The following is a 22,902-nucleotide window of genomic DNA, read 5'->3' as shown; positions in this document are numbered from 1 at the left end:
CAGGGGCCCTTCTGCTTTCTGGGGTGCGGTTTGCGTCCATCACGGAAACACCTTCAAACCCACGCCCAGCTTGTTGCCGGTCCAGTCCCGGTAGAACTTCCCCTCCAACACCTCTGCTGCTCGGTTGGCTTGATCCGGCCGCAGCACCGTCAAGCCGATGGGCCGCGCCGTCAGGTCAGCCAGTTGCAGGCCTTCCGAGTTGGTCTTCTTGTCGGCAATGATCAGGTCGAACGGCAAAGGGCGATGGAAGTAATTCGCACCGTCACGGATGCGGCGGAATTCCAGCTCCAACTCGGCGTCTTCCTTGGCCCCACGCGCCTCGCAGACGATGTAGGTCAGCGCGTCATCCTGACCGGCGCCCTTGAGCAGCCGATAGATACGCTCCAGCCCAAACTCCAGCGCCAGGTGGTACGGGTGCGCTGGGTTGTTGTAGCGGTCCTTGAGCTTGCGCTTGTCGATAACCACGGCCACCAGCTGGAAGTCGGCCGCGCCGATGATGTCAGTGAGCGCGTTCATGAACACCTCGCGCGGCTCTTTCGACAGCCGCGAGAACGCACCCTTCTTGCGCCGGATGTCCGCCTCGTGCAGCACCACCATGTCGTGGCCAAAGGTGGCGAACTTGAGCTGTCGGATGACGGGCGTCACCGCCTGCGCATACTCGGCCTTGCGGAAGATGCAGAACGAGAGCACGAATACCGGGTAGTCCGGGTCGATGGACGTGAGGCTGTGGTCGCCACTCTCGTCCACGTACACGATGTAGTCGCTATGGCCGCCCCCGGCCCTTGGAACGGCGTAGCTCGCCGCCGGTTCGGTCATGCCATGACCTCCTCGGGAAGACGAATGCCCGAGACATCAAGCTGGCCAGACATCAGCTTGGGGAGCAGTACGTCTCGGGATTGAGCCAACTTGATGTTTTGCGCCTTCATTGCTTCCATTTGCTCCAGCATGGGAAGCACGTGACGATCAAACGCTACCAACGCGCCGGCATCGGGAACGACGATCTCTGCATCCTCAAAAGTCTTGGCTGTAACCGCAGGGTAGGCAGCGCCGGTCGCGTTCTGCTCCAAGTAGCCAACGAACTCGTCGGTCGTCACTGCGAAATACAAAAAGCTGAAGGGCACGTCTGATGCCGAAAGCACCGCAAACCCTGTCGACGCCACTAGGTTTTCGCTTGGTTCCCAAATCAGCGCGTACGAACGTCTATTTGGCCGAACACAGGACCAAATCACATCGCCATGCCTGACGCGACGTCGTGCCCGTCCTGGGGCATCAGGAAATGCGAATGGCGTGACCTCACGGATCAACCCTGGCGTCACCGATGAAATGTCGATGTACAGAATCGAGTCGGGCCGATCCCTCGCACCAATTGATCGCTTGTTGACGTTTGCGACGGTCGACAATCTCTTTCCGCGCCATCCCTGCGGCACCCCATCCTTCACTCGCACTGACTCATGGCCAGGGAAGCGCAGGTGCACGAACCACTCGCGATACAGGCGGCGAGCGGCATCTTCGAGCAATGCAATACGTCGCTGGTTGGTGGCAATCAGGTCGTCGTAGGAATCAAGCACAGCTGCGATCCCCTGCTGGTCCCTCAATGCAGGCAACTTAAGGCGAACCTTCTTGATCCGCTCCGGCGCTGTGTGCTTTACCTTTGCTCCTGTTGCCGTTGCCCGAATCTGCGCCCTCACGTCAGCGCTGTTGAAAACCCAATAGAGGAACCTCTTGTCAAGCAACTCTGGGTCGGTGATCTGCACCAGCCCTAGTCGCTGGTTGTGCAGATACTTTCCACCCAATGGGATGCGAGCCGCACTGCCAAGCAGGCCCTCTCCCTGTTCGGTCATGGCCACAATCAGGTCGCCTTCAGCCAGTAGGTATTCCTCTGGGAAGTCGGCGTGATAGAAGCGCTCCTTACCATCTCGGACTCGAAAGCCGCCTTTCTCAAGAAAATTACCGGGCGTCAGCACCAAGTGTTCGCCGGCAGCAGCGAAGTACTCGCCCTTGAAGGCAAAGCCGTGCTTGATGTGAAGCCCATCGCCGAGTTGAACCTCTCGCCAACTCATCCCAGCAACTCCTCAAAGTTGCCGGCGATCCGCCCCGCCAATTCCACCGCCTTGTCGTTCAACTCGGCCAACTCGTCGTGGATCTCTCGAAGCTTTTCGACAAAGCCGTCCTCGCCTTCGGCCGCCGCCGCCGCCACACCGACGTAGCGCCCCGGCGTGAGTGAATAGTCGTTTGCTGCAATCTCCTCCAACGTGACGGCCTTGCAGAGGCCCGGCACAGCGTCGAACACGCCATCCGGAAAGCGGCTGTGCAGCCAGTGCACCTGATGGATGAAGTAGGCGGCCTGCTTCAGCGCATCGAGCACCACGTCGCGCACCGTGGGCTCTTCGTTCTTCTTTGAGTCGGCAGCCATCAACGCGCGCTTGGCTTCGCGAGCGGCCTTGCCGTCGAAGGCCTTGCTTTGCCGAGCGCGCAGCTGCTTCTCTGCGATGTCCAGCAGCTTGAGCCACTGCTTGTGGCGCGCTTCCAGGGTCTTGACCAAGGACTTGAGCTGCGGCGCCAGGGATTCAAGCGTGGCTTGAAGTGCCACCTGCCCAGTGTGACTTATGAGGTCGGCTTGAGCTACAGCTGCGCGGCACTGTGTGCAAGCGGTGAGCAGCGCTGCGATGGCACCTGCTGCGTGCGCGTCGGACTGCGCGGCGGCCAGGTCGCCCTTGAAGGCGTCAAGCTGGGCTCGGGTGAGGCGTGCATCCTCGGGCTGGTCGGCATTTAGCTCAGCCAGCGTGGCGCCCTGCGCGAACGACTGCAATTGCGTTGCCAAGCTGTCCACGGCTGCGGTGTCGGCGGCAATGCGATCAGGCACGGCTGCCAGCCACTCATCCACCTGTCGCTGATAGCGCGCGATGAGCGCCACGAACTTTTCGGTTTCTCCTCGGTACAGCCAGACGATGGCGTTGAGGTTGGCGTGCTGTTCGTCAGTGAAGATGTGCGAGCGCGCCGACACCACGTGGTAGACGTTGCGCGCGTCGATCATCAGCACCTGGTCCTGCAGGTCCTGCGGCTTGCCCTTGTCGAAGAACCACAGCGTGCAAGGCAGGCTGCGGGTGTAGAAGAACTTGTTGCCGATGGCCATCATCACGTCGACGTGGCCGGTCTTGACCAGCTTCTCGCGGATGTCGCGGTCCTTGTTGCCAGCGTCTGAAGCGCTGGACGCCATGACGAAACCGGCGCGGCCCGTGTCGTTCAGGTAGGCGTAGAAGTACTGAATCCACAGGCTGTTGGCGTTGCTGATGGCACCGGTCTTGGCATTGGTGCCGGGTAGGCCGAAGGGCAGACGCCCGCCTTGCTCGATGGGGCTGACCTGCCCCTCCACCTTCTTGGTGTCCACGCCGTCGACGTTGAACGGCGGGTTGGCCATGACGAAGTCACACTGGCTGATGAGGTGATCCGCCTGGTCATAGAAGGTGTTGCCCTGGCGGATGTTGGACGCATCTAGCCCATGCACCACCAGGTTCATGCGCGCCAGCTTGGTGTTGGTGTCGCTCTTCTCCTGGCCGTGGAAGGTGACTGTGTCGTTGGCCTGCTGATGGCGCACGTCTTCGATGAAGTGGCCGGTCTGTACGAACATGCCTGCTGAGCCGCAAGCCGGGTCCAGCACCAAGCCATGGTCCGGCTCGATGATGTTGACGATCATTCGCACCAATGAGGGCGGCGTGAAGAACTCACCGCCTTCCTGCGCGCCGCTCATCGCGAACTTGTTGAGGAAGTACTCGTAGATGCGGCCGAACACATCCCCGGTAGCCGCCTTGATCGCGGGGCGGTCGAAGATCTTCACCAGCTCGGCCAGCAGGTCGGTCTCAAACGCCGGGTAGCCGCGCGGCAACGCGCCTTTGAGCACCTCGTACTCGGCCTCAATCACGTCCATGGCGCTGTCGATCACCTCGCCGACGTTTGCCCCTTGCGGCAGGCTGGCAATGCGGTCGAAACGCGCTGCTTCCGGCAGGTAGATGGCCGCCTTGCCCTGAAAGCCCAGCTTGATCAGCGCCTCACGCTGAGCGGCAGGAACCTGAGGAGGGATGTCGGCCTCGATGTCAGGCAGGTAGGCCTTGAAGCGGTTGTCAGCATGGCGCAGAAAGATCAGCCCGAGCACCGGCATCGCGTACTCAGCGGCGGTCAGCTTGGAGTTGGCGCGCAGCTGATCAGCAGCTTCCCAGAGTTCGTTTTCGAGTTGCTGGACGTTCATTCAATCGTTCTCGTTGTTCTGTTCAGCGCTGGCCGCAGCACCCTCGTCGGCCCCACCCGCGCGCACCCATTCATCGACTTCGGAAAGCTGGAACTTCCACAGCCGACCGATCCTGTGTGCAGGCAGCGCCTTGCGCTCACGCCAGCGGTAGACGGTCTCCTTCACAACACCCAAGTGCCGTGCAACCTCACTGGCGGTGACCCAAGGTTCGGTGTTCATCGGAGTGCTTTGTGGCAGTCGGCCAGGGTTGTTTTGAGTCGTCTTCAGTCTATCAAGGTTGTGTCAACAATATGCCAAGGCAAGCGTCGATCGTTCTCACGCCAGGGCCAGCCACTGGGTTTCATGGCCAGGGCTGGGGGCATGTGGCCTTGTCGGTGAAGTCCGAGCAGGAAACACAGCGCATCACCGCCTCGCTGACCGGCATGCCTCACATGCAGCTGCCCACAGCTGGACCTCAGAAAGAGGTCAACCACGGCTGGAGCCGTAACCGTGGTGACCGCAGCCGGATTGCTTCGTCGCAGCCTTGCACGTGTAGCTCGCGCGATGGAAGAACTCCGCGATTGAACCTGGATCCCCGCGTCGAAGCAGGAACGATGGGTTCTCCGGGAAGTGCACCAGCTCCTTGGCCTGGTCAACGGGGATGCCCAGTGCGCTTGCCCATGCCCCGAAGGTTCTGGTAGCCATGTTCTGCCCCGCAGACTGGAAGTTCCCAAGCCAGTTGTAGGCGTCGGCGTTCAGCAAGATCGTGCAGTGGTAGTGGACGCGTCCCCAATCGCCGACCTCCCGAACCCAGAAGTACCTCACGACGGTGTCGTGCGCGTACCCATTCTTCTTTGCAGCACGTGCCCGGTCATGCCGAATCTTTGCCTTGAGTGATTCGAAAAACCTGGATAGAGCAGTATTAACAAAGCCTTCCGGCGCGCCATCCATCCAAGTTGGCAGATGAAGATCAAAACGAAATGCAAACACTCGGGGGTACTGCGCCAACGCACATGCAGTGACCGAGTACAGAGATTCGAGCATTTCACTGACCATGGGCAAATGCTCGACCATGATCGGAAGGTCGTTGAATGTCGAGCTCCAGTATAAGCTTTGCCCCCTATTGAGCGAATGACGATGCGGAAACATGCTACCCCTCCTTCAAGTTGATTGGACCGAGTCAATCAATTGATGGCAGGTGATTTATTTTTCCTCCTTATAGTATTTAATTAATACTACCAATACCGAGTATTGCAAAAACACCCAGCCATGGATTCAAATGAACCAAGCCAACAAAATCGTGGTGAAATTGGATGATTTCCAGTCGACTAGTACTCTGGAAAAATTGCAAGCAGCAAGATAGGCAACGCCCGCCCAAATTCAGGCACACGACTCTGGACGAAATAGCTGCTCCATTAGGTCATGTGCGGCCCGACGAGCATGGCTTAAAAGGCAACTCGCTTGAGTCATGCCCTGTAGTGTTGACGACCACAGAACGAAGGCGGCGTCAGGTGAGTGCCGCACGGCGGCGAAGTGGCTCAGGCATCCGACGATTGGGCGGCCTGTTTCGGTGCTACGGCAGTTTGGCGGCAAGCCTTCACGAACTCGGCGACGAACCTGCTAAGGCTACAGCTTCGTAAGGATCTATTTCTTGTCTAATTCTGATCTACTATCGTTCTTCAGACCATCTGTTTGGCATCTAGATGGCATCTAGTAGCAGACCCAAGGAGGCCCTCGCCTCCTCCGACGGCAGCAGCGCGAAAGGGCAGATGATGGCTATCCGAGATCAAGACGACATTGCGGCTTTGCTTGGTACGCCAGAACAGTGCGCGCGTGTCGACAACTTCGTCTGGATCAGCTTGTGCCAGGCTGGAGTTAACCCACAACTCTGGCAAACAACGCACTATCCGCAGCGACGATGCTGGGAAATCTTGCGCACCCATCTGACTCTCTTGGAGCACACGAAATCCGCCGTGCACTCGGCATGGATCCCTGACCGCGACTTGAATTGGCTCACTGGCAGTGAGAGGCAAGTTTTCTGGGTTCAGAGGTACATCAAATTCGCGATGCAGCCTGCACAGACTAACGTCACCAATGGACCCGCTGCTAGCCTACTGATTGACGACCGCATTCCCCATCACCTTACTGGGTCAAGCCGGGCCATTGCGTTGGTGGACTATTGGTCTTCTCGCTCTACCGGAGACATGAGCCAGAGACGTAACGCAGTCCTTTCCATGGAGTCGGCTTGGCGCCAGCAAGAGAATTTAGATCGCCGTCTTAGTTGGCTTGATGGCGAGGATGGAGATCACCGACGCATATGGTTTTGGGAGAAGTTGCTTCACCGTTTCACAATGGTGCCGCGGGACATTCCGCCCCCCAACAGCCATGACTCCCTTTTGAATACTCTCGATCATCTTGGCATTTACCCTGCCGACATAACGCTATTCAATCAAAAGGCCAGGGGGCTATTTCAGCAGCAGCAACGGCGAGCCAGCAGCACGGGGAAACGTCAGTGCAATTTTGTACTGCAGGAGAGGACGATATCCAAGCTGGACAGTCTCGCGCGTAAGTTCGGAATTACGCGAACCGACGTCCTCGAAGTCCTTATTCAGCAAGAAGCGCTGAACCCTGTTCACACGACAGAGCGCTTGAGAAGGCTCAGCGCGCTCACGGCCCAAGAGAGCTGATCGCACTGGGCTGGCTTCGGCAAGTAACGGCGTGCACGGAGAGGGCAACAACGTGACCGTTGCGTCGGCGATGGATCAGCAGCTCGTACCTGCGCGCAAGGGCATTGCCGAAGCAGGGCCAAATCGTGCGGCTATCGAAGCTTTGTGCGCCTGAGCGCCAGGTCGAGTCGAGGCGCCGAGAAGTCAGGTGCGCTCAGTTCCTTCATGCCAGCCAGTTCGATCAGGTACCGAAGCCAATCGCCGTCACCCTGGTCTTCCTCCTGGCACCAAGCCAAGAACTCCAGCGGTGGAAAGCTTGAAGGCCTTGGCACCTCCCCATCATCCTCGTCCACATCGTTCCAGGCCTTTAGCGCACGGCGAGCGCTGTGAAAGCGGCCATTACTCGCGTGGAGGCTCTTGCCCTCAAGCCCTGTTCCCCCTAGCGGGATCTCCACGCAATCTGGAGGGGGCTCAACGCCTGACACGAGCAACGCAGCCATCACTGGAGACCACGCGTCCATACGCAGGTAGCCAAGCAGCTTTGCATTGATGAGGCTGCCAGCAACCAAGGCTTCTGCCAGGCTTGTTGCCGTGGCCGGATCATCTGAAGCTGATGGCCGTACGGCATTGGGGACCGGGCTGGGCTTCTCGTGACGCGCTGGCCTCGCGGGCGCTACGCCCGACGCCGACTGGACGACAACTTGTCGTTGACCAGGTTCTGCACAGCCTTGAAGCCACCGATCCACCTCCTCAAGATACCAACCAACAGCAGCCCCACCGAGGGAAAAGGATCTTGGAAAGGTCGGATCGTGCCTCGGCGACTTTGCATCCAGGCGGTCGTAGATGGCCGACCGCGACAACCCGGTATGGGCGATGAGTTCCTTGAGGCGAATCACACGGCCAGCCATCAAGCAGCCTTCCTTTCTGGCTTCGTCTGAGGAGATGACGTGCAGTAAACGCCCCAATCCTGCATCAGCGCCTGACGCTTGGCGAACTGCGTTCCTCGCTGGTACGCACGCTCAACCGCGTCCGGGAGCTGGTGGGCCAACGCATGCTCGGCCACCTCTCGTGGGAAGGTGGTTTCTTCGGCGGTCCACATGCGAAATGTCGCGCGAAAGCCATGGGCGGTCACAACCTGGCCGTTCGCGTCGACCCAGGTCGGGCGCTGCTCACCCTCGGTCATCCGGCGGATCAATGCGGTGAGTGACATGTCGGAAAGCGCTTGCCCCTTTGTGCCAAGGAAGACCAGCGACCTGGCCGCTTCGTCCGCATCAGCCTTGCCATCGCCTTCATGCTGGGCCCTGCTCTCTTTGATCGCGCCCAAGAGCTTCAGGGAAGCCTCGGAGAGCGGAACTTGGTGCTCGCGCCCCGCCTTCATGCGCTCAGCAGGGATCGTCCAGATCTTCGCTTCGAAGTCGATCTCCGACCAACGTGCACCACGCACCTCACCAGATCGGCACGCAGTCAGGATCGCGAACTCCAGCGCTCGCGCCGACGAACCCGGCCGAGCCTGCAACGCGGCCATGAACGCCGGCAGTTGCTGCCATGGCAGCGATGGATGGTTCTTCGTCCGGCTTGTCTTGCTGATGTTGGCGAGGAGGTTTTCGAGATGCCCACGCCAGCGAGCCGGGTTGTCTCCCGACCTCAGCCCACTGGTGGTGGCCCACCCCAGAACAGATTCAATTCGGCCGCGCAGCCTCGTGGCCGTTTCCGTCTTGCTGTCCCAGATTGAAGCGAGGCATCGAACCACGAGCGCGGTGTCGATGTCCGCGACCGGCAAGTGACCAAAAACCGGGCTCGCATACGTCGCCAGCGTGCTGGTCCATTGGTCGGCGTGCTTGGCGTTCTTCCAAGCCGCCTTATGCGCCTGGATGTAGGCCGCTGCACACTGGTCGAACGTCATGGCCCGCGCTCGCTCAAGCGCTGCCGCATCTCGTTGTTGCCGCTTCACCGCGAGTGGGTTGGCACCTTCGAGAAGCTGCCTCCTTGCTTCCAGTGCCTTTTGCCGGGCCTCAGCCAAGCTGACCGTGTGCGTTGGCCCAAGACCCATGCCGTAGGCCTTGCCCTCCCTCATGTACCGGAAGAGCCAGCTCTTCACGCCAGCCTTGGTGACTTGCAGCGTGAGGCCACCCCCGTCACCATAGAGCCCTGGTTTGGTGAGCTTGCTGACCTGAATGGCAGTGAGCTTGTTCAGCTGCCTCGGCATGAGTTCGAATTCGCCTTCTATTGACTATCAATTTGACTATCAAAGTGTAGTCGGATTCGATGGAATTTGGTAGGACATCGTAGGACTACGGAAATCGCCTAAGCATCTGATACGAAAAGGATTTTGGATGCCGTCGGATTTCCTAGGATGCCCGAGACACGGACGCCCTCTCCGCCAAGCATGATCGGGCCCTTTGGGCCCGTTTTGCTTTGCGCACCTAGTTGGCCCTGTCTGCCACGCAACTGCAGTTCATCCTCGCTAAAACGCAATTCGTCGCCTGCGCCTCGCTCCGTTGCGTGACTTGCTGAACACTGCAACGCATGCCTTACTGTCTGCGAGGCTGGAGTCGGAGATGGCGCGAATGCTGAACGGTTTGATGAGCTGCTGCTTAGCGCTCGGGCTGGTTGCCGGCGGTCTGCCAGCTGAGGCCAGCGAAGTGGTCAAGTTGGCCCGTTTGGTCGTCAGCGGTAAGCGTAGCCCGAGCGAAGCGTCCCGAGCAGCTCCCGTAGAACCTCGTGCGGCCGGAACGCCACAAGCCCAGGGCAGTGGTGGTAGCGACCAAGCCGGCACGGCTCCGGCACCTTCGCGCGGCGTGTCCTGAAACCAGTCAAGCTGAAGCAAAATGCGCCGAATCCCTTCCAGGATTCGGCGCATTTGTTTTTGGCGGAGTGGACGGGGCTCGAACCCGCGACCCCCGGCGTGACAGGCCGGTATTCTAACCAACTGAACTACCACTCCGTGTTGGGATGAGTTCCGAGCATCAATATACTCGCAAGCCGCATCAAACTTGCCCGTCTTGCGACGAGTATCGAACTGGCGTCCCCTAGGGGATTCGAACCCCTGTAATCACCGTGAAAGGGTGGTGTCCTAGGCCTCTAGACGAAGGGGACGAATTAGATCTCAAAAAAACAAACGGCCAATGAATTGGCCGTTCAATATCGGACTGATCCGACGTAATCCTTGGCGGAGTGGACGGGGCTCGAACCCGCGACCCCCGGCGTGACAGGCCGGTATTCTAACCAACTGAACTACCACTCCGCGTGGAATGAATCCGATTTCGTCTTGCGACGAAACCCAAGCTCATCAAACTTGGCGTCCCCTAGGGGATTCGAACCCCTGTAATCACCGTGAAAGGGTGGTGTCCTAGGCCTCTAGACGAAGGGGACTAAACCTTCGCGACTTGAACTGCGCGCCACTTAAATCACTTTGAAGCAATTTGGTGGAGGTAAGCGGGATCGAACCGCTGACCTCTTGCATGCCATGCAAGCGCTCTCCCAGCTGAGCTATACCCCCGTTTTGATTCTCGATTTCATCGCCACCGTAATGGCGTCGATTTGGTCGTTAATCGCTTCGTTTGCAGCGCCGTTCAAGCGAGACCAAGAGTATATGACGAAAATCAGCCTGCTTGCAAGCGCTCGACGACTTTTTTCTGGGTGAAGTGTTCCAGCACTGCATCCAAGCTCGGCGTTTGCGTACGACCACACACCAGCACTCGAACAGGAACTGCGAGTTGCGGCATCTTCAGGCTGTAGGCGGCGAGAGTTTCCTTCAACGCCTGCTGGATCACCGACTTGTTCCATTGGCCCAACGTCGACAAACGTTCCGCCAGCGCGACCAGCGCGGGACGGACGGCATCCGTGACATGGGCGGCCAGCTCGTCGGCCGAGGGTGTCACCGGCGCAAAGTACATCGAAACCCAATCGGCCAATGCTGCTGTGGTTGCGCAGCGGTCCTTGAACAGACCGACCTTGGGCTGCACCTGATCAACGTGCACGGCGATGCCTCTGCCAGCGAGATGGGCAACGACGAGTTTGGCCAAACGGGCCTCGTCGATGTGCTTGACGTAATGGCCGTTGACCCAGTCCAGCTTGGCCGGATCCCACTGCGCCGGGCTCTTTGACAAATGGCTGCCATCAAACCAGCTCACCATCTGCGCGGCCGAGAACAGTTCATCGTCACCATGGCTCCAGCCCAGGCGCGCCAGGTAGTTCAGCATCGCCTCGGGCAGGTAGCCGTTGGCGGCGTAGTCCATCACGCTGACGGCACCACGGCGCTTGGACAGCTTGAGGCCGTCGTCGCCCAGGATGATGGGCAAGTGACCGAAAGACGGCAGGGGCGCCCCGAGTGCATTGAAGATATTGATCTGCCAGGGCGTATTGTTGACGTGCTCGTCGCCGCGGAAGACATGGCTGATGCGCATGTCCCAATCGTCGACGACGACCGCGAAGTTGTAGGTCGGCACGCCGTCGGTGCGGGCGATGATGAGGTCGTCGATTTCGCGGTTGTTGATCGTGATCTGACCCTTGACGAGGTCGTTCCAGGTCACGTTGCCCTCGACGGGGTTGGCGAAACGAATGACGGGCTTCACACCTTGGGGCGGCGCCGGCAGGGTCTTGCCAGGTTCGGGGCGCCAGCGACGGTCATACAGCGTCTTCTCGCCACGCGCGCGCTGGGCCTCACGCATAGCGTCCAGTTCCTCGGGCGTCGCATAGCAACGATAGGCCTTGCCTTCGGCTATCAGTTGCTCGACGACCGTCTGGTAGCGGTCTAGGCGCTGCATCTGGTAGATCGGACCCTCGTCATAGCTCAGACCCAGCCAGTTCATCGCAGCAATGATCTGCTCGACCGAGTCCTGCGTCGAACGTGCGACATCCGTGTCTTCGACGCGCAGCACAAACTCGCCGCCGTAATGGCGGGCATAGGCCCACGAGTAGAGGGCCGTGCGCGCGGTGCCCAGGTGCAGGAAGCCGGTCGGCGACGGCGCGATGCGCGTACGGACCTTGTCGAAAGCAGAAGAACTCATCGGGTGTTCAAAGTGGAAAGGCCGCGATTCAGGTCGTCGCAAATGTCGTCGACATGCTCAAGGCCGACAGCCAGGCGGATCAGGCCCTGGCCGATGCCCGCGGCCCGGCGCTGGTCCTCGGTAAGGCGGCCGTGCGACGTGGTCGCGGGGTGGGTGATGATGGATTTCGTGTCGCCGAGATTGGTGGCGATGGAGAGAACTCGCGTGCTGTCGATGACGTGGAAGGCCGCCGCACGCGCCGCCTCGGGCGAATCGGCCTTCAGGTCGAAGGACAACACCGCCCCGCCCTGCCCGCTTTGCTGCAGCATGGCCAGTTCGTGCTGCGGATGGGACGCCAGCGACGGGTAATACACACGCGCAACCTCGGGGCGCGCTTCCAGCCAGCGAGCCACCGCCAGAGCCTGCTCGCTCTGCGCCTTGATGCGCAGTGACATGGTCTCCAGCCCCTTCAACACGACCCAGGCGTTGAAGGGCGCGAGCGTCATGCCGACGGTGCGCAGGGTGGGCCCGAAGATGTCATGGATCAGTTTGCTCGGCCCGCACAAGGCGCCCGCCATCACACGGCCCTGGCCATCCATGTACTTGGTCGCTGAGTGCATGACGATGTCAGCGCCCATCTCGACCGGACGTTGCAGGGCCGGTGTCGAATAGGTGTTGTCGACGGCCAGGATGGCACCCGCGCCGTGGGCGATGGTGGCAAGCGCGCGGATGTCGCAGATCTCTGTCAGCGGGTTGGTCGGCGTCTCCGCGAACAAGAGCTTGGTGGCCGGCCGGACAGCCGCGCGCCACTCGGTCAGGTCAGTCTGGGAGACGAAGCTCGTCTCGACGCCGAACTTGCCGAACTCCTTGGCGAACAGGTTGATCGTCGAGCCGAACACCGACCGCGAGCAGACGACATGGTCGCCAACCTTGAGCACCCCCATGCCGAGCAGCAGAATCGCGCTCATGCCGGTGGACGTGGCTATCGCCGCCTCGGTGCCTTCCAGCGCGGCCAGGCGCGCCTCCAGGCTGCGCACGGTCGGATTGCTGGTGCGCGAATAGGTGAAGTCTTCCGAGTTGGAGAACTTGCGCGCCGAAGTCTCCGCGTCGGGCTGAACGTAGGCCGTCGTCAGGAACAGCGCTTCCGAGTTCTCGCCATGCTGGCTGGGCGCCAGCGCGGTGCGCACGGCCAGCGTCTCGGGGCGCAGTCCATCCGGCAGCGGGCGCTGATGGTTGTCGCTCATGCGCTCAACCCTCGCCGCCGCTTTGCAGGGCCAGGCGGCCGCGGGCATCGGCCTCTTCATCGCTGGGTTGGGCAGCACGTTGCTCGCGCATGGCTTCGAAGTCGGCCAGACTGACGTCGCCCGTCACGTAATGGCCGTCGAAGCAACTAGCCTCGAAACCGGCGAGCCCCGGGCGCAGCGCCGCGACGACGCGCTTCATCGCGTCCACATCCTGGTAGATCAGTGCATCGGCGCCGATGTATTGCCGGATCTCCTCGATGCTGCGGCCGTGGGCGATCAGTTCTTCCTTGGTCGGCATGTCGATGCCGTACACATTCGGATAGCGCACCGGCGGCGCGGCGGACGCCAGATAGACCTTGCGCGCGCCAGCCTCGCGGGCCATCTGCACGATCTCCTTGGAGGTCGTGCCGCGCACGATGGAGTCATCCACCAGCAGCACGTTGCGGTCCTTGAACTCGACGCCGATGGCGTTGAGCTTCTGGCGCACGCTTTTCTTGCGCGCGCCCTGCCCCGGCATGATGAAGGTGCGGCCGACGTAGCGGTTCTTGACGAAGCCTTCTCGGTAGGGCTTGCCGATGCGATGTGCCAGCTGCATCGCGGACGGGCGGCTGCTTTCCGGGATCGGGATGACGACGTCGATTTCGTTGGGCGGCATCGTCGAGATGACGCGTTGTGCCAGCGTCTCGCCCATGTTGAGCCGCGCCTGGTAGACCGAGATGCCATCCATCACCGAGTCCGGGCGGGCCAGGTAGACAAACTCGAACATGCAGGGATTGAGCGTCGGCTGCTCATTGCACTGCTCCGTGTGCAGCTTGCCGGTCATGTCGATGAACAAGGCCTCGCCGGGCGCGACGTCACGCTCCAGCTGATGGCCAGTGCCCTCAAGGGCGACGCTTTCGCTGGCCACCATGAACTCGCCGTTCGTCGAGCGGCCGAAGCACAGCGGGCGGATGCCGAACGGGTCGCGGAACGCCAGCAACCCCTGGCCGGCGATCAGCGCGATGACGGCATAGCTGCCCTTGATGCGCTTCTGCACCGCGCGCACGGCGGAGAAAATTTCCTTGGGCGTCAGCGGCAGGTCGCGCGCCGCCATCTCCAGCTCGTGGGCCAGCACGTTGATCAGCACCTCGGTGTCGCTCTCGGTGTTGATGTGGCGGCGGTCGATGTCGAACAGCTCGTCCTTCAGCGCGAGCGCGTTCGTCAGGTTGCCGTTGTGGACCAGGACGATGCCGAACGGCGCGTTGACGTAGAAGGGTTGGGCCTCTTCTTCGCTGTAGGCGTTGCCGGCCGTCGGGTAGCGCACCTGGCCCAGGCCGATGTTGCCCGGCAACGCCCGCATGTTGCGGGTGCGGAAGACGTCGCGCACCATGCCACGCGCCTTGTGCATGAAGCATTTCTGGCCCTGCATCGTGACGATGCCGGCGGCATCCTGGCCGCGGTGCTGCAACAGCAGCAGCGCGTCGTAGAGAAGCTGGTTGACGGGAGAGGCAGCGAGAGCGCCGACGATGCCGCACATGGCGAATCCTTAATCAGTAAGGCCCGCTTCAGATGGGGTCATCGAGCGGGAAACAAAACGGGCAACGGGTTCGGGCAGCAGCGGCGACACATCGCGCAGCACGCCGCCGAGCACGGGCGCTGCGCGCGAGGCCTGCCAGGTGGCCGACTCGGCCAGTGGCGAGGCGCCGATGACCAGCACCAGCAGCAGCGCGATGAAGACGCCGCGCAGTGCGCCGAAGCCGGCACCGCCGAGGCGGTCCACCACCGACAGTGGCGTCGCATGGATCAGCGCCTTGACCAGGCGCGAGGCCAGGCTCCAGATGATGAGCACCACGAAGAAGGCAATGGCCAGCGCGACCACATGAAGCGCTGCGGGGCTCAATGCGTCGGTCACGGCGGTTGGCAACAGCTCGGCGACAACCGGCGCCAGCGGCGACGCGGCGAAATACGCGACGACCCAACCGGCCAAGGACATCACTTCAAAAATCAGGCCGCGCCACAGGCCGATGCCGATGGAAATCAGCAGCACGCCCGCCAGCGCGAGGTCGACCCAGCTGAGCGCGAAGTCCATGGCGGCCTAGAGCGTCAGGATGGCGCCGGGCAGGCCGGCAGCCTTGAGCTTGGCAGCCGCACGCTCGGCCTCGTCACGGCTTGCAAACGGCCCCAGGCGGACACGGATGCGGCGGCCATCGGTCGTGTCGACGGCCTGGGCATAGGTCTTGAGCCCCAGCTTCTCGACCTTGCCGCGCATTTCCTGCGCCGACTTGCTCTCGCCATAGGCGCCCACCTGGACAATGTAGCGCGCGGCAGCCGCAGGCACCTTGGCCGCGACATCCTTGCCTTCCAGCAAGGCCTGCGCCCGGGCCCCGTCATTCGCCGCAGGCTTGGGCTTGTCGACGGGTTTCTCGGCAGGCCTCTCCGCGAGCTTCACAGGCGGCGCTTCGACCACGGGCTCAGCGGGCTTGTCGACCGGCTTCTCGGCCGACTGGGGTTCAACCACGGGCGCCGGCTGCGGTGCCGAGGCGGCCTGCGCCAGCGGCTCGCGCGCAGGCACGACCAGCGGCGGCGCCGTGTCCTTGCGCGGGATCTCGATGGGCAGGTCGACCGGAATGGGCCGCGGCTGGGTTTCGAAGATCAGCGGGAACCCGACAACTCCTGCAGCCACCAACACGGCAGCGCCGATGAGGCGGCGTCGCGCCCGCAAGCGCAGCACCTGCACATCGTCAGCGGCACTCGCCTTGGCGCCGGGCCTGGTCGACTTCTTGGGCGCCGCTGCGGCGGCGTCCTCGTCGCGTTTGAGGAAGGAGAACAGGCCCATCGGCGGCGTCTGGCTTCAGTGGAGAGTGGGAGGTGTCGGCTCGGCAGCGCCGGCCGTCACGCGGGGCAGGCCCTGCTGGAGCACCCCGCCCACGGTGTAGAAGGAACCGAAGACCAGGATTCTATCGGCCGTGGTCGCCCCGGCCGCTGCCGCGTGCAGGGCATCCAGCGGCGTGGCATGCGTGTGCGTCGCCACATCGGCTGGCGTCTTCAATCCGGCGGCGAGGAAAGCCGCCTGGAGCTGAGCCGCCGTGGCCGCTCGCAGCATGGGCAGATCGGTGAAATGCCAGACGTCCACCAGCGGTGCAATGCGCGCCAGGATGCCGCTCAGGTCCTTGTCCGCCATCGCACCGAAGACGGCGTGCGTGCGCGGGAAGAATCCCATCTGATCGAGGTTCTGCGCCAGCGCCGCGACGGCGTGGGGGTTGTGGGCGACATCCAGCACGACGGCGGGCTGGCCCGCCAGCACCTGGAAACGGCCGGGCAGCTCAACCAGCGCGAGGCCGGTACGGACGGCCTGGGCGCTGATCGGCAGACGGTCGTGCAAGGCCTCGAAGGCGGCCAGCGCGCCGGAAGCGTTCAGCAACTGATTGACCCCACGCAGCGCCGGGTAAGCCAGGCCGGAAAAGCGCTTTGATCGCCCCGCCCATTGCCACTGCTGACGGTCGCCACTGAAGCTGAAGTCGCGGCCGAGCTGGCACAGGTCGGCGCCGAGCTCCGCGGCGCGGGCGGCCAGCGAGGCCGGTGGCATCGGATCGCTGACGACGACGGGGCGGCCGGCGCGCATGATGCCGGCCTTCTCGCGGCCGACGCTCTCGCGGTCGTTGCCGAGGAATTCAGTATGGTCGAGGTCGATGCTGGTGATGACGGCGCAGTCGCCGTCGATGACGTTGACGGCATCGAGCCGTCCACCCAGGCCGACTTCGAGGATGACGAGGTCCAGCGGCTCGTGCTGCAGGCGCCGCATGATGGCCAGCGTCGTGAATTCGAAGTAGGTCAGCGTGATGTCGCCGCGTGCGGCCTCGACGGCCTCGAAATGCGGCGCCAGCGATTCGCCCGACACCGGCACGCCCGCGACGCGGCAGCGCTCCTGGAAGTGCACGAGATGGGGCTTGATGTAGAGGCCGACGCGATAGCCCGCATGCAGGGCGATGGACTCCAGCATGGCGCAGGTCGAGCCCTTGCCGTTGGTGCCGGCGACCACGATGGTCGGGCAGTCGAAGGCGATGCCCAGCCGCGCGCGCACCGCCGCGACGCGGTCCAGCGTCATGTCGATGGTCTTGGGGTGCAGGCGCTCGCAGTGGGCGAGCCAGTCGTCAAGCGTCATGGCGGTCGTCTAAAAAACAAAAGCCAGGCGCGGGGCCTGGCTCGGGAGCACGTGGACGGCGTTCAGGCGACGGCGTCCGCGCTCTGGCGCTGCAGCATGGCCAGCTGGCGGGCAATCGTCTCGCGAAGTTGGCGGCGGTCAACGATCATGTCGACAGCGCCCTTCTCCATCAGGAACTCGGCACGCTGGAAGCCGGCAGGCAACTTCTCGCGCACGGTGTTCTCGATGACGCGCGGGCCGGCAAAGCCGATCAGCGCCTTGGGCTCGGCCAGTACGATGTCGCCGACGAAGGCGAAGCTGGCGGACACGCCACCCATCGTCGGGTCGGTCAGCACACTGATGTAGGGCAGTTTGGCCTTGGCCAACCGCGTCAGCGACGCGTTGGTCTTGGCCATCTGCATCAGCGACAGCAGACCTTCCTGCATGCGCGCACCGCCGGTGGCCGTGAAGCAGACGAAGGGCGTCTTCTGCTCAATGGCCGACTCGACGCCGCGCACGAAGCGCTCGCCGACGACCGAGCCCATGGAACCGCCCATGAAGTCGAACTCGAAGCAGGCGGCGACGACTGGCACGCTCCTGACGGCGCCACCCATCACCACCAGCGCATCGGTCTCGCCGGTGTTCTCCAGCGCTTCCTTCAGGCGGTCGGGGTACTTCTTGCTGTCCTTGAACTTCAGCGCGTCGACCGGCAGCACTTCCTGGCCGATCTCGTAGCGGCCTTCACCGTCGAGAAAGGCGTCCAGGCGCGCACGGGCGCCAATGCGGTGGTGGTGCGAGCACTTGGGGCAGACATTGATGTTCTGCTCCAGATCGGTCTTGTAGAGCACCGTCTCGCAGCTCGGACACTTGATCCACAGGCCTTCGGGAACGGTGCGGCGGTCCGCCGGGTCGCCTTGCTGGATCTTGGGCGGGAGCAGTTTGTCGAGCCAACTCATGCGTCAGTCCTTCTTGTCGAGTGCGGCGCGAATTTCACGGATGAAGGCCGCGCCGGTGAGAGCCACATTATCGGCCGGCTGCCGCTCCAGCAATTCCACCAGCTTGGAGCCGATGACGACCGCGTCTGACACGTCGGCCACGGCCCGCGCCGTGGCGCCATCGCGAATGCCGAAGCCCACGCCAACGGGCACGCTGACGTGCTGGCGGATGCGCGGCACGGCCTCGGCCACGGCTGCGGTGTTCAGGTGACCCGCCCCGGTGACGCCCTTGAGCGACACGTAGTAGACGTAGCCGCTGGCGAGCCGGCCGACCTGGGCCATGCGCGCCGCGGTGGAGGTGGGCGCCAGCAGGAAGATCGCATCCATGTCCGCCGTGCGCAGTTTGGCGGCGAACTCCTCGCACTCCTCGGGCGGGTAGTCGACGATGAGGACGCCATCGACGCCGGCGGCCTTGGCGTCTGCCACGAAGGCATCAAGGCCGTAGCGCTCGACCGGGTTGGCGTAGCCCATCAGCACGAGGGGCGTCTTGTCGTTGCGGACGCGGAACTCGCGCACGAAGTCAAGCACATGGCGCAGGCCGATGCCCTGCTTCAAAGCGCGTTCCCCGGCACGCTGGATGACGGGGCCGTCGGCCATCGGGTCGGAGAAAGGCACGCCGAGCTCGATGACGTCGGCACCCGCCTCGGCCATGGCCAGCAGCAGGTCGACCGTCGCGCTCGGATACGGGTCACCGGCCGTGACGAAGGGAATCAGCGCCTTGCGGCCACCGGCCTTGAGCTGGTCGAAGGTCGTCGTGATGCGGCTCATTGCTTGACCTTCTCGCCGGCTTGCGACGGGCGATCAAAGTATTCGGCGCCGGACAGGTCGGCCACGGTGCCGATGTCCTTGTCACCACGGCCGCTGAGATTGATCAGCAGGACCTTGTCCTGACTCATCGTCGGTGCGAGCTTGATCGCATGGGCGACCGCATGGCTGGATTCGAGCGCAGGAATGATGCCCTCCGTGCGGCACAGCCGGTGAAATGCCGACAGAGCTTCGGCATCGGTCACACCGACGTACTCGGCGCGCCCGATGTCCTTCAGGTGGGCGTGCTCGGGGCCGACCCCGGGGTAGTCCAGGCCGGCGGAGATCGAGTGCGTCTCGATGATCTGGCCGTCCGCGTCCTGCAGCAGATAGGTGCGGTTGCCGTGCAGCACCCCCGGGCTGCCAGCGGTCAGCGTGGCGGCATGCTTGCCGCTGGCCACACCCTGCCCCTCGGCCTCGACGCCGATCAGGCGCACGTTCTCGTGCGGGATGTAGGGATGGAAGATGCCGATGGCGTTGGAGCCGCCGCCCACGCAGGCGATGACGGCGTCCGGCTGGCGGCCGGCCAACTCGGGCATCTGTACCAGGCATTCCTCACCGATGACGCGCTGGAAATCGCGCACCATCATCGGATAGGGGTGGGGGCCGGCCACGGTGCCGATGATGTAGAAAGTGTTCTCGACGTTGGTGACCCAGTCACGCATCGCCTCGTTGAGCGCGTCCTTCAACGTCTTGCTGCCGCTGTCCACCGGCACGACGGTCGCACCGAGCAGCTTCATGCGGTAGACGTTGGGCGATTGGCGCTTGACGTCCTCGCTGCCCATGTAGACGACGCATTCCAGGCCGTAGCGGGCGCAGATGGTCGCCGTGGCCACGCCGTGCTGGCCGGCGCCGGTCTCGGCGATGACGCGCGGCTTGCCCATGCGCTTGGCCAGCAGGGCCTGGCCGATGACGTTGTTGATCTTGTGCGCGCCGGTGTGGTTGAGGTCCTCGCGCTTGAGGTAGATCTGCGCGCCGCCCAGTTCGCGGCTCAGGCGGTCGGCATGGTAGATCGGGCTCGGCCGGCCGACGAAGTGCTTGAGCTCACGCTGGTACTCGGCAATGAACTCGGCGTCGTTGCGGTAGTGGGCGTAGGCGTCCTTGAGCTGGTCGAGTGCGTGGACGAGGGTTTCTGAGACGAAGCTGCCACCGAAGGTGGTCGCGCCGGCATGGCGGAAATGCCCGGTCGCGTCGGGCTGGTCGTACTGGAACATGGTCTTCCCCTACTGGGAGAGTGCTGCATCGGCGCCGTCATCAGCGAGACGGACCGCGCGGCAGAACTCGTGGATCAGGTCGGCGCTCTTGATGCCCTTGGACACCTCGACGCCGGAACTCACATCAACGGCCCAAGGCCGCACCTTGGCGATGCCATCGGCGACGTTTGCTGCATTCAACCCACCAGACAAAACGAGGCGAGAGCTGACGCTTGGAGGAATGAGTGACCAATCGAAGACCTTGCCGCCACCGCCGTAACCGTCGACATGGGCGTCGAGCAGCAGGGCTTGAGCGTTTGGAAATTGAGCGGCGAAGTCTAGCAAATCGACCCCCGGCGCCATGCGGGCGGCGCGCAAATAGGGCCTGCGCGCACGGTCGCAGTCGGCGGGCGTTTCGTCACCGTGGAACTGAACGAGCATATTGGGCAGCGCATCCATTGCCGCAGCCAGATCAGCATCGGTCGCGTTGACGAACAGGCCCACGGGCGTCACAAAGGGTGGCAGCAACTGCGCCAGCGCCCTCGCCCGCTCCGGCGTCACGGCGCGCGGGCTCTTGGCGTAGAAGACAAAGCCGATGGCATCAGCGCCGGCTTCTACCGCGACCGCCACGTCGGCTTCGCGAGTCAGGCCGCAGATCTTGATTCGAGTCATGGCAACCAGTTCAGAGCCGCGACCTCGCGCGGAATATCGAGCTCGGCATCGTAGGTCGGGCCGAGGAAGTAGAGGCCGTCAGGGGCAAAAGTCGGCGCCGCCACCTTGCGGTCGCGGGCGGTAAGCACGTCGGACACCCAGTCCGCCGAGCGCGTGCCGCTGCCGACCGCGAGCAGGCAGCCCATCAGATTGCGCACCATGTGATGCAGGAAGGCGCTGGCCTCGAATTCGAAGCGCCAGTAGGCGCCCCGGCGCCGCACGGTGATCTCGCGCAGTGTCTTGACCGGCGACGCAGCCTGGCACTCGGAAGAGCGAAAAGAGGAAAAGTCGTGCTCACCGATCAGCCGCTGCGCAGCCGCTTCGAGCGCGGCCTGGTCGAGCGGGCGGAACACCCAGCCGCATTGGCCAGATTCGATGGCCGGCCGCACGGCGGACTCCAGCAGCAGATAGGCATAGCGGCGACCGCGTGCGGAGTTGCGCGCATGGAAGGCGTCGCCGGGAAAGCGGCACCACTGGATGGCGATGTCGGGCGGCAGATAGCGGTTGCTGCCGCGTACCCACGAGAAGGGCTCACGCACGACCTCGGTGTCGAAATGAATGACCTGGTTGATGCCATGCACGCCGGCATCGGTGCGGCCGGCGCACATCGTGCGGATCGGTTGAGCAGCGAAGGCCGACAAGCCCTTCTCAAGCGCGTCCTGCACGGTGCGACCATCGGGCTGGCTTTGCCAACCGTTGTAGCCGCGGCCGCGGTAGCTCACGCCAAGTGCAACTCTCATCGATTCAGAAATAAAAACGCCCGGCCTGGCCGGGCGTCGCAGTATCGCGCCGGGCTCAGCGCAGGTCGTTCAACATGGCCTGTGCACGGTCGCGCAACGAACCGCTGGCACGCTGGATCAGCTCCTGCAGCACTTCGCGCGCGCCTTCGGTATCGCCGATCTGGCGGAATTCGTCGGCCAGTTCGAGCTGGCGCAGCAGCGGGTCGCCATCGTCATCACCCAGAGCTTCAAGCGCCTGGGCGAGGTGATCGGGATTGGTCTCGCCGGGCTGGGTGGGTTCACCGAGGTCGAAGTCCAGGTCGGTGGTTGCGGTCGGCGCCGCCGACACGTTAGGCAGGCTCCCCATGCCGCTGAGGTCGAAGCTCAGATCCGGCGCGGGCGGCGCGCTGCGCGTGCCGCGGCCGGAGATGTCGAAGTCCATCGTCAACGGCGCGTGCTCAACCGAGGCCGGCATGGCCTGGGTGGCAGCCATCGCGTTCGGCGAGACCGGCTCGGGCGCATCGAGGTCCAGATCGAGCGCCAGGTCGAAACCGCTGACCGGGCCGGTGTCGGGGCCGCCGCGCGCCATCGAATCGGTTGCCAGATGAGCCGCCGCAGCAGCATGCGCACCACTCGGCAGCGCCGTCTGCGGCAGCGTGCTGGCGTTCATCGGCTCAGGCCGCAGCTCGGGGCCGTCCTCGACATGGGCTGGCGCGCCACCAGGTTGATAGAGCGGGTTGTCCGGGTCGATGCCGCGGCCCATTTCCTGAGCCTTGGCCCAGTCTTCGCCGAAACCCTTGGTCTCGGCATAGAGTTGCACGGCCAGCTGCTCGAAGCCCTTGGTATCGCGGCGCTTGGCGTAGACCTCCAGCAGTTTGAGGCGGATGGCCAGGCGCGTGGGGTTGGCGCGCAGCGCTTCCTTGAGGATTTCCTCGGCCTGCAGGTCACGGCCGTAGGCCAGGTAGACGTCGGCCTCGGCCACCGGGTCGACATCGCCGATGGCGTCGAGCTGGCTGAGCGAATAGCTCATCGACGACTGGCCGCTGTTCTGCGCGTCGCGCGTGTCGACGCGCTGGCCGCCGGTGCCGCCGAAGAAGGAGTCGGGCTGCAGGCGGCTTTCGTGGAAGCCGGTTTCGGCCGCGTTGGCGGGGCGGCGCGAACGCAGGCGATACAGGCCCAGGCCGCCGAGCACGGCAACGAGCACACCAGCCAGCGGCAGGACAATGGGGCTGTCGAGCAG

19 protein-coding genes and 5 tRNA genes are annotated in these 22,902 nt (G+C 63.3%); all 24 read right to left on the bottom strand.

Going from position 1 to position 22,902, the window contains the following annotated elements:
* Positions 1–39: 39 nt before the first annotated feature.
* Positions 40–816 carry a DUF3800 domain-containing protein gene (locus ACT6S0_RS15035; protein ID WP_444764611.1) on the bottom strand — a complete coding sequence of 259 codons (777 nt, stop codon included), beginning with the start codon at positions 814–816 and terminating at the stop codon, positions 40–42.
* Positions 813–2,060 (bottom strand): restriction endonuclease subunit S, encoded by a 1,248-nt coding sequence (locus ACT6S0_RS15030; RefSeq protein ID WP_444764610.1) that lies wholly within the window; start codon positions 2,058–2,060, stop codon positions 813–815. The genes ACT6S0_RS15035 and ACT6S0_RS15030 overlap by 4 nt, the downstream gene beginning before the upstream one ends.
* Positions 2,057–4,243, bottom strand: coding sequence for an N-6 DNA methylase (locus ACT6S0_RS15025; protein WP_444764609.1), 2,187 nt, complete (start codon positions 4,241–4,243; stop codon positions 2,057–2,059). Before ACT6S0_RS15025 ends, ACT6S0_RS15030 begins: the two co-directional genes overlap by 4 nt.
* Complete coding sequence (locus tag ACT6S0_RS15020) at positions 4,244–4,462, bottom strand: helix-turn-helix domain-containing protein (RefSeq protein WP_444764608.1); 219 nt, start codon at positions 4,460–4,462, stop codon at positions 4,244–4,246.
* 246 nt (positions 4,463–4,708) lie between these two features.
* Complete coding sequence (locus ACT6S0_RS15015; protein WP_444764607.1) at positions 4,709–5,371, bottom strand: inovirus Gp2 family protein; 663 nt, start codon at positions 5,369–5,371, stop codon at positions 4,709–4,711.
* Positions 5,372–7,040: 1,669 nt separating this feature from the next.
* Positions 7,041–7,796, bottom strand: coding sequence for an AlpA family phage regulatory protein (locus ACT6S0_RS15010; RefSeq protein WP_444764606.1), 756 nt, complete (start codon positions 7,794–7,796; stop codon positions 7,041–7,043).
* On the bottom strand, positions 7,796–9,094 hold the full coding sequence (locus tag ACT6S0_RS15005; protein WP_444764605.1) for a tyrosine-type recombinase/integrase: 1,299 nt from the start codon (positions 9,092–9,094) through the stop codon (positions 7,796–7,798). The genes ACT6S0_RS15010 and ACT6S0_RS15005 overlap by 1 nt, the downstream gene beginning before the upstream one ends.
* 661 nt (positions 9,095–9,755) lie before the next feature.
* Positions 9,756–9,832: transfer RNA gene (locus tag ACT6S0_RS15000), tRNA-Asp, on the bottom strand.
* A gap of 76 nt (positions 9,833–9,908) precedes the next feature.
* Positions 9,909–9,984, bottom strand: a tRNA-Glu gene (locus ACT6S0_RS14995).
* Between the two features lie 71 nt (positions 9,985–10,055).
* Positions 10,056–10,132, bottom strand: a tRNA-Asp gene (locus ACT6S0_RS14990).
* A gap of 52 nt (positions 10,133–10,184) precedes the next feature.
* Positions 10,185–10,260: transfer RNA gene (locus ACT6S0_RS14985), tRNA-Glu, on the bottom strand.
* A 51-nt stretch (positions 10,261–10,311) separates the two neighbouring features.
* Positions 10,312–10,387, bottom strand: a tRNA-Ala gene (locus ACT6S0_RS14980).
* Positions 10,388–10,490: 103 nt separating this feature from the next.
* Positions 10,491–11,897 carry a glutamate--tRNA ligase gene (gene gltX / locus ACT6S0_RS14975; protein WP_444764604.1) on the bottom strand — a complete coding sequence of 469 codons (1,407 nt, stop codon included), beginning with the start codon at positions 11,895–11,897 and terminating at the stop codon, positions 10,491–10,493.
* Positions 11,894–13,120 carry an O-succinylhomoserine sulfhydrylase gene (locus ACT6S0_RS14970; RefSeq protein ID WP_444764603.1) on the bottom strand — a complete coding sequence of 409 codons (1,227 nt, stop codon included), beginning with the start codon at positions 13,118–13,120 and terminating at the stop codon, positions 11,894–11,896. The genes gltX and ACT6S0_RS14970 overlap by 4 nt, the downstream gene beginning before the upstream one ends.
* A gap of 4 nt (positions 13,121–13,124) precedes the next feature.
* Positions 13,125–14,636: an amidophosphoribosyltransferase gene (gene purF, locus ACT6S0_RS14965; RefSeq protein ID WP_444764602.1), complete on the bottom strand. Its 1,512-nt coding sequence runs from the start codon at positions 14,634–14,636 to the stop codon at positions 13,125–13,127.
* Between the two features lie 9 nt (positions 14,637–14,645).
* Complete coding sequence (locus ACT6S0_RS14960) at positions 14,646–15,188, bottom strand: CvpA family protein (protein ID WP_444764601.1); 543 nt, start codon at positions 15,186–15,188, stop codon at positions 14,646–14,648.
* Between the two features lie 6 nt (positions 15,189–15,194).
* Positions 15,195–15,935, bottom strand: a complete 741-nt coding sequence (locus ACT6S0_RS14955; RefSeq protein ID WP_444764600.1) for an SPOR domain-containing protein — start codon at positions 15,933–15,935, stop codon at positions 15,195–15,197.
* Positions 15,936–15,950: 15 nt separating this feature from the next.
* Entirely contained in the window at positions 15,951–17,261 is a 1,311-nt protein-coding gene (gene folC, locus ACT6S0_RS14950; protein WP_444764599.1) for a bifunctional tetrahydrofolate synthase/dihydrofolate synthase, read from the bottom strand.
* 62 nt (positions 17,262–17,323) lie between these two features.
* Positions 17,324–18,196 carry an acetyl-CoA carboxylase, carboxyltransferase subunit beta gene (gene accD, locus ACT6S0_RS14945; RefSeq protein WP_444764598.1) on the bottom strand — a complete coding sequence of 291 codons (873 nt, stop codon included), beginning with the start codon at positions 18,194–18,196 and terminating at the stop codon, positions 17,324–17,326.
* Between the two features lie 3 nt (positions 18,197–18,199).
* The gene (gene trpA, locus ACT6S0_RS14940) at positions 18,200–19,003 is read right to left on the bottom strand and encodes a tryptophan synthase subunit alpha (protein WP_444764597.1); all 804 of its coding nucleotides are present in this window, start codon (positions 19,001–19,003) and stop codon (positions 18,200–18,202) included.
* Entirely contained in the window at positions 19,000–20,253 is a 1,254-nt protein-coding gene (gene trpB / locus ACT6S0_RS14935) for a tryptophan synthase subunit beta (RefSeq protein ID WP_444764596.1), read from the bottom strand. The genes trpA and trpB overlap by 4 nt, the downstream gene beginning before the upstream one ends.
* A 9-nt stretch (positions 20,254–20,262) precedes the next feature.
* Positions 20,263–20,904 carry a phosphoribosylanthranilate isomerase gene (locus ACT6S0_RS14930; RefSeq protein WP_444764595.1) on the bottom strand — a complete coding sequence of 214 codons (642 nt, stop codon included), beginning with the start codon at positions 20,902–20,904 and terminating at the stop codon, positions 20,263–20,265.
* Entirely contained in the window at positions 20,901–21,683 is a 783-nt protein-coding gene (gene truA, locus ACT6S0_RS14925) for a tRNA pseudouridine(38-40) synthase TruA (protein WP_444764594.1), read from the bottom strand. Before truA ends, ACT6S0_RS14930 begins: the two co-directional genes overlap by 4 nt.
* 55 nt (positions 21,684–21,738) lie before the next feature.
* Positions 21,739–22,902 (bottom strand): FimV/HubP family polar landmark protein (locus ACT6S0_RS14920; RefSeq protein WP_444764593.1); only part of this gene is annotated, 1,164 nt, incomplete at its 5' end.

It is taken from the genome of Roseateles sp. (genome assembly GCF_052436255.1).
Classification (GTDB): domain Bacteria; phylum Pseudomonadota; class Gammaproteobacteria; order Burkholderiales; family Burkholderiaceae_C; genus Pelomonas.
This window is presented reverse-complemented; position numbering and strand designations above follow the sequence as displayed.

Bases quoted from the DNA above. Each gene is read 5' to 3' on its own strand.
- ACT6S0_RS14960 (WP_444764601.1), bottom strand. From the start codon at position 15,188: ATGGACTTCGCGCTCAGCTGGGTCGACCTCGCGCTGGCGGGCGTGCTG.
- accD (WP_444764598.1), bottom strand. From the start codon at position 18,196: ATGAGTTGGCTCGACAAACTGCTCCCGCCCAAGATCCAGCAAGGCGAC.
- ACT6S0_RS15020 (WP_444764608.1), bottom strand. From the start codon at position 4,462: ATGAACACCGAACCTTGGGTCACCGCCAGTGAGGTTGCACGGCACTTG.
- ACT6S0_RS14970 (WP_444764603.1), bottom strand. From the start codon at position 13,120: ATGAGCGACAACCATCAGCGCCCGCTGCCGGATGGACTGCGCCCCGAG.
- ACT6S0_RS15005 (WP_444764605.1), bottom strand. From the start codon at position 9,094: ATGCCGAGGCAGCTGAACAAGCTCACTGCCATTCAGGTCAGCAAGCTC.
- purF (WP_444764602.1), bottom strand. From the start codon at position 14,636: ATGTGCGGCATCGTCGGCGCTCTCGCTGCCTCTCCCGTCAACCAGCTT.
- ACT6S0_RS15035 (WP_444764611.1), bottom strand. From the start codon at position 816: ATGACCGAACCGGCGGCGAGCTACGCCGTTCCAAGGGCCGGGGGCGGC.
- trpB (WP_444764596.1), bottom strand. From the start codon at position 20,253: ATGTTCCAGTACGACCAGCCCGACGCGACCGGGCATTTCCGCCATGCC.
- ACT6S0_RS15010 (WP_444764606.1), bottom strand. From the start codon at position 7,796: ATGGCTGGCCGTGTGATTCGCCTCAAGGAACTCATCGCCCATACCGGG.
- ACT6S0_RS15025 (WP_444764609.1), bottom strand. From the start codon at position 4,243: ATGAACGTCCAGCAACTCGAAAACGAACTCTGGGAAGCTGCTGATCAG.
- folC (WP_444764599.1), bottom strand. From the start codon at position 17,261: ATGACGCTTGACGACTGGCTCGCCCACTGCGAGCGCCTGCACCCCAAG.
- ACT6S0_RS14955 (WP_444764600.1), bottom strand. From the start codon at position 15,935: ATGGGCCTGTTCTCCTTCCTCAAACGCGACGAGGACGCCGCCGCAGCG.
- ACT6S0_RS14930 (WP_444764595.1), bottom strand. From the start codon at position 20,904: ATGACTCGAATCAAGATCTGCGGCCTGACTCGCGAAGCCGACGTGGCG.
- ACT6S0_RS15015 (WP_444764607.1), bottom strand. From the start codon at position 5,371: ATGTTTCCGCATCGTCATTCGCTCAATAGGGGGCAAAGCTTATACTGG.
- ACT6S0_RS15030 (WP_444764610.1), bottom strand. From the start codon at position 2,060: ATGAGTTGGCGAGAGGTTCAACTCGGCGATGGGCTTCACATCAAGCAC.
- gltX (WP_444764604.1), bottom strand. From the start codon at position 11,897: ATGAGTTCTTCTGCTTTCGACAAGGTCCGTACGCGCATCGCGCCGTCG.
- trpA (WP_444764597.1), bottom strand. From the start codon at position 19,003: ATGAGCCGCATCACGACGACCTTCGACCAGCTCAAGGCCGGTGGCCGC.
- truA (WP_444764594.1), bottom strand. From the start codon at position 21,683: ATGAGAGTTGCACTTGGCGTGAGCTACCGCGGCCGCGGCTACAACGGT.